At 71.1% G+C, this 5762-nt stretch carries 4 protein-coding genes; 1 reads left to right on the top strand and 3 read right to left on the bottom strand.

The genetic code is table 11. The features are described from left to right. Positions 1-403 (bottom strand): antibiotic biosynthesis monooxygenase (locus KS423_RS36785; RefSeq protein ID WP_224284090.1); only part of this gene is annotated, 403 nt, incomplete at its 3' end. Positions 404-717: 314 nt separating this feature from the next. Between KS423_RS36785 and KS423_RS36790 the strand changes: the two genes are divergently transcribed. Next, positions 718-2343, top strand: coding sequence for an FAD-dependent monooxygenase (locus tag KS423_RS36790; RefSeq protein ID WP_224284091.1), 1626 nt, complete (start codon positions 718-720; stop codon positions 2341-2343). 61 nt (positions 2344-2404) lie between these two features. Here the strand turns inward: KS423_RS36790 and KS423_RS36795 are convergent, their stop codons facing one another. Next, the gene (locus tag KS423_RS36795) at positions 2405-4066 is read right to left on the bottom strand and encodes an APC family permease (RefSeq protein ID WP_374120093.1); all 1662 of its coding nucleotides are present in this window, start codon (positions 4064-4066) and stop codon (positions 2405-2407) included. Positions 4067-4489: 423 nt separating this feature from the next. Beyond that, positions 4490-5125 carry a hypothetical protein gene (locus KS423_RS36800; RefSeq protein WP_224284092.1) on the bottom strand — a complete coding sequence of 212 codons (636 nt, stop codon included), beginning with the start codon at positions 5123-5125 and terminating at the stop codon, positions 4490-4492. Positions 5126-5762: the final 637 nt, after the last annotated feature.

Raw genomic sequence — 5762 nt, forward strand, 5'->3', positions numbered from 1 at the left:
TGCGCGGCAGGCCGGGCGGCACCGCCATCGGGGCCCGGGTGCCGGTCGAGCCGGCCGCCGAGGTCTCGCGCAGCACGGCGTAGCGGAGCGAGCGGAAGCTGTCGCTGACGCAGCCGTGCATCGGCTTGACCATCTCCCGGTGGGCCGGGCTGTCCACCCACTTCAGGAAGGTCTCCTGGTCCTCCCACTCGCTGGTGATCAGCCACTGGCGCGGGTCGTTGATCGACTGGCACAGCTGGTCCCTGACGTGGCCGGGGACCGAGGCCACCTGGTGGCGCAGCTGCTCGTACACGTCGAGGAAGCGCTGTTGGGCGCCGTCCTGGATCTCCAGCATCAGCACCACCCGCAGCCGGGTGTCGACCTCGTCCTGTTGCTTCGGCTGGGGTTCGGACAGAGTTGTCATGATCCACTTTCTGCTCTGGGCCGCACGCTGCAGGCCGTGTCGGCCGTGCCCGGCGGGTGCTCCCCGGCCTGGGAGGGCGGTGCGACGGCGGTTCGGCCGGGCGAGTCGGCGCCAGGCCTGAGGTCGATCTTGGGCGGCGCACCGGGCGCGGCGCGAGATTTGCGGGCCATCCGGGCGAAGGGACGGCACGGGCCCCCTCGGGCGGGGGCGGGCGGGGGATGGAAGAGCGGGGGCCCGGCTGAGCGGGCCCCGTCGAGGGCGGCGCCGAGCCCAGTCGCCGGGCCGCGGAATCCCCTGACAGGGCGGAGCAATTGATGAATCCGAAGGTTGACGACCGGGTGCCGGTCCTGATCGTGGGTGGCTCGCTGGTCGGGCTGTCGGCCTCACTCTTCCTCGGTCGGCTCGGGGTCAGACACCTGCTGGTCGAGAAGCACGCCGACACCTCGCATCACCCGCGGGGGCGCGGCAACAACGTCCGCACCATGGAGCTGTACCGGGTGGCCGGGATCGAACCGGCGATCCGCGAGGCGGCCTCGATCCTGGCCCCCAATCACGGCATCCTCCAGGCGCCCTCGCTGACCGGCGCCGAGCAGGAGTGGCTGTTCCGGGAGATCGACCCGGGCGGCAGGCTGGCCCGGTTCAGCCCCAGTTCCTGGTGCCTGTGCAGCCAGAACGACCTGGAGCCGGTGCTCCTGCGGGCGGCCCGGGAGCTCGGCGGCGGCCTGCGGTTCAGCACCGAGCTGGTCTCCTTCGAGCAGGACGAGACCGGCGTCACGTCGGTGCTGCGCAGCCGGGAGAGCGGGGAGGAGCGGGTGGTGCGCTCGGAGTTCCTGATCGCCGCGGACGGCCCGCGCAGCCCGGTCCGGGAGCGGCTGGGCATCGGCCAGACCGGCAAGGGTGAGCTGTTCCACAACGTCAGCATCACCTTCCGGGCCAAGCGGCTGGCCGAGGTGGTCGGCGACCGGCACTTCATCGCCTGCTACCTGACCAACCCGGAGGCGGACGGCGCGCTGCTGCCGGTGGACAACCAGGAGGAGTGGGTCTTCCACGCGCCCTGGCACCCCGAGCACGGTGAGCCGCTGGAGGCCTTCACCGACGAGCGCTGCGTGCGGCACATCCGCACCGCGGTCGGCCTGCCGGAGCTGGACGTCGAGGTGACCGGCCGGGCGCCCTGGCACGCCGCCGAGCGGGTGGCGGAGCGGTACGGCACCGGGCGGGTCTTCCTCGCCGGGGACTCCGCCCACGAGATGTCGCCGACCGGGGCGTTCGGTTCCAACACCGGCATCCAGGACGCCCACAACCTGGCCTGGAAGATGGCCGCCGTCCTGTGCGGCTGGGCCGGGCCGCGGCTGCTGGAGACGTACGGGCAGGAGCGCCGCCCGGTGGCACTGGTGACCGGCGAGCGGGCCTCGGCCCGCTCCGCCGAGCACAGCCACCCGGGCTACTCGGTGGTGCCGGGCGTCGGCCGGCAGGCCGGGGTGCTGGCGGTGGCGCTCGGCTACCGGTACCCGGTGGGCGCGGTGATCGGCGCGGACCAGAGCGGGCCGGTGGTCCCCGAGCAGTTCGAGGTGGCGGGCGAGCCGGGCAGCCGGGCCCCGCACCAGTGGCTGCTGCGGGCGGGGGTCAGGCTCTCCACCCTGGACCTGTACGAGCAGGCGATGGTGCTGCTCACCGGCCCCGAGGGCGGCGCGTGGCAGGCGGGCGCCCGGCGCGCGGCCGACCGGCTGGCGGTCCCGCTGGACGGCTACCGGATCGGCGACGGCGCCGAGGACGACCTGGCCCCGGAGCCCGGGGCGGACTTCGCCGCCCTGCACGGCATCGGCCCGCAGGGCGCCGTGCTGGTCCGCCCGGACGGCTTCGTCGCCTGGCGTTCGCCCGGCCCGGCGCAGGACGCGGAGGCCGAGCTCACCACGGCGCTGCGGACGGTGCTCAGCCTCTGACACATGCGGAAGGGCCCGCCGGTCGCACGGCCGGCGGGCCCTTCCTGTCGGTCGTCGGTGCTCAGTGGCCGCCCTCGTCGACCACCTCGACGTCGGAGACCTCGTGCTCGATCGCCTCGGCCGGCAGCGCAACCCGGATCGCCCAGAAGTAGATGACCAGCGAGAACACCGCCACCAGGGCCATGTCGGCCCACATCGGGATGTTGCCGGTGCCGTCCCCGAAACTGCCCTGCCAGGAGATCAGGCCGAGGCCCACCAGGTAGGGCGGCAGCCACTGGGCGGACTTCCAGCTCAGTCGGGGCGCGTTCGGCAGGCCCTTCTTGATCGCGTACGCGGCGTAGCTGCCGAGGAGGACGTAGCCGAGCACGATCGCGATGCCCAGGCGGGAGAGGGTGTGCCAGCCGGACCAGTAGATGATCAGGCTGGAGACCACGAACGCGGCCGGGGAGATCAGCTCACCGGCCGGCAGCCGGTAGGGGCGCTCACGTTCGGGCAGCCGGCGGCGCATCGCGCCGAAGGCCAGCGGGGCGCCGGCGTACATCAGCACGCTGGCGGAGGTGATGAAGCCGACCAGCTCCTGCCAGCTCGGGAAGGGCAGGAAGCAGATCACGCCGGTGACGAAGGCGATGACCAGGCCGAACCACGGCACGCCGTTCTTGTCCAGCTCCTCGAACCTCCGCGGGGCGTAGCCGTTGCGGCTCAGGCCGTAGGAGATGCGCGAGGTCGAGGTGGTGTAGATCAGGCCGCTGCCGCCGGGGGAGATCACGGCGTCCATGTAGAGCACCCAGGCCAGCCAGCCGAGGCCGACCACGGTGGCGAGGCCCGCGAAGGGGCCGTCGATGCCGGGGAAGTCGAGCTTGTCCCAGCCGTTGGCGAAGGCGCTCAGGGGCAGCGCGCCGATGAAGACGACCTGGAGCAGCGTGTAGATCAGGCTGCCGATGGCGACCGAACCGAGCACGGCGCGGGGGATGTCGCGCTTGGGGTTGCGGCTCTCGCCGGCGAGCTGGATGGCCTGCTCGAAGCCGAGCAGGGCGAAGATGATGCCGCTGGTGCTGATCGCCGCGAGCACGCCCTTGGCGCCGAACGGCGCGAAGCCGTGCGAGGTGAAGTTGGAGCCGTGGAAGTTGGTCACGGCCAGCACGAAGATGGTGAGCAGCGGGACGGCGATCTTCAGCCAGGTGGCGATGTTGTTGGTGCGGGCGAGGACGCGCACACCGAGGAAGTTCACCGCGACGAACACCGCCATGAGGACGGTGGCGACGGCGAAACCGCTGGCGGTGAGGGTGTTGTTGTCGTTGAGCAGGCCGCCGGCCCAGGGCCAGTGCCGGGCGTAGCCGATCATCGCTTCGACCTCGATCGGCGCGACGGTGGCCGCCTGGAGCCAGGAGAACCAGCCGAAGGACATCCCCGCGAGGCCGCCGAAGGCGTAGTGCGGGTAGCGCGCGGTACCGCCCGAGACCGGGAACATGCTGCCGAGTTCGGCGTGCACGAGCGCGAGCAGCACGATCGCGACCGTGCCGATGCCCCAGGACAGTACGGCGGCCGGGCCGGCCGCCATCACGCCCTCCTTCGCGCCGAACAGCCAGCCGGAGCCGATGATCGAGCCGACCGAGGCCCACATGAGGCCGACGAGGCCGACGTGGCGGCGCAGCGACCGTTGGGGGGTCCCGTCGGGGCCGGCGCTCTGGCCGGGCGGGGAGGAGACCTGGTTGAGGGAAGCCATGAACGATCTCTCTGTGGGTGGGGGCTCCGAGGTGGGCGGAGCGCGGAGAGTTGCCACACAGTAGGTCTATTCATAGAGGTCTGCACAGATTTCATTACTGAATGTTTACGTTCTTTGCCGGATATCCGTGCTGGTAGGGGGCCTCCCACTCCCGTGCGTGTTACCTGACTCGCGAGTAGGCTCAGCACTTGAGCGTGAATTGAGCTTCACTGCCGGCTCCCGGCAATATGGAGCCCCCCATTCGTTCGGCGACCCGCTGCGCATCACGCCGGACCGCCGAGTGGCCGCTGCTGGGCCGCCTCGGCGGACGTCACTCACAGGTTGGGTTCGTAAACTTGTGGGACACTGCACATGTCGGTGCCCCGGCCCGATTACGGCGGGCCGGGGCTCCACGTTATGCCGTTATGTCGTTATGCCGTTGGATCAGCGCTTCCCGCCCTCGCCGTAGCCCTCGCCCTCGCCGTAGCCCTCGCCGCGGCCTTCGCCGTAGTGGTGCACGACTCGGAAGCTGCCGACGACCCCGTCCTTGACCTCGATGCCGTCGTGGTGGTGGAGGTGCTTCGGGCGCACGCCGTCGCTGGAGCTGCGGGGCCCGACGGTGGCGATGGGGGCGCCGTTGTCGCAGACCGCGCCGCTGAAGACCTCGACGGTCCGGTGGCTGTCGTTGCGGATGTTCAGCGTCTTGGCACCCAGGCCGCTGACCACGGTGATGCAGCCGAAGTCGTCGGCGGAGTACGAGCGCTCGTTGACGTGGATCACGCCCCGGTGGTGGCGCTTGTGCTCCCGGTGCTCCCGGTGCTCCCGGCGCTCCTCGCCCCTGCCCTCGTTGCCCTTGCCCTCGTTGCCCTTCGAGCCGCCGTCGAGCGGCGCCAGGGCGGGAGCGGCCGCCGGGGCAGCGGCTGCCGGAGCAACCGCCGCCGGAGCGGCCACCGGGGCCGCCTTCTGAACGACCGGGGCCGCCTTCGCCACGGGCTCGGGAGTGGCCGACGCGTAGGTGATACCGGTCACGGCGACGGCCGCCGACGCCGCGAGGACAATGGCGGTGGTCATCTTGTTCATGGACCTTCTCCTGTTTCTGGACTGGATCGGCTTGGTGCCGACATGAATGAACGTACCTACTGGCTAAATGACTGTCATATCAATCCGTGCCAAATGGTTGACGCCTAGGGCCGAACGGGTGGTCAAGTGCGTCATCGAACTGCCCTCAGAATCGATTCGGCTGGTTGTAAATGCTTCTCAAATCGCCTGACAGTTTGGGGAGTTGACGGCGTGGACTGGGTCGTTCAGGTGGCGCCGAATCCTGCTCACTCATTTGGAGTGCTGCCGGCCTTGTCTGCGCGGCGGGGTCGGAATGACGGGGTGCCACATTGCGGGTCGCCGCTGTTCGCGCCGAGGGCCTGTGCCGGGTCGGGTGGCCGCGCCGTGCCTGCCGGCTGCCGCCGTCCGGGAGGCCGCCGGTCCTGGCCTGTCGGCCCGGCCCGCCCTCGGTGCCGGTGCTCGCCCTGCCTGGCCATCAGCACAATGAATTCCCTTGGGAACAAGAGGAGTTGACGGTTTACCGGGCCGCTTCGGCCAGGCCTGACGGGTCGGCGTCGGCCCCGCACGGCAGGACGGCGATGCACTCGCCGTCCACCTGGTCCGGCGCGGCCGAGGCGGTGGAGGCCCCCGGCGGGCTCGCCCTGCTGGTGGCCGCCCC

Source organism: Streptomyces sp. LS1784 (assembly GCF_020103755.1).
Classification (GTDB): Bacteria; Actinomycetota; Actinomycetes; order Streptomycetales; family Streptomycetaceae; genus Kitasatospora.

Coding starts and splice junctions, on each gene's coding strand:
- KS423_RS36790 (WP_224284091.1), top strand. CDS start 718: ATGAATCCGAAGGTTGACGACCGGGTGCCGGTCCTGATCGTGGGTGGC.
- KS423_RS36795 (WP_374120093.1), bottom strand. CDS start 4,066: ATGGCTTCCCTCAACCAGGTCTCCTCCCCGCCCGGCCAGAGCGCCGGC.
- KS423_RS36800 (WP_224284092.1), bottom strand. CDS start 5,125: ATGAACAAGATGACCACCGCCATTGTCCTCGCGGCGTCGGCGGCCGTC.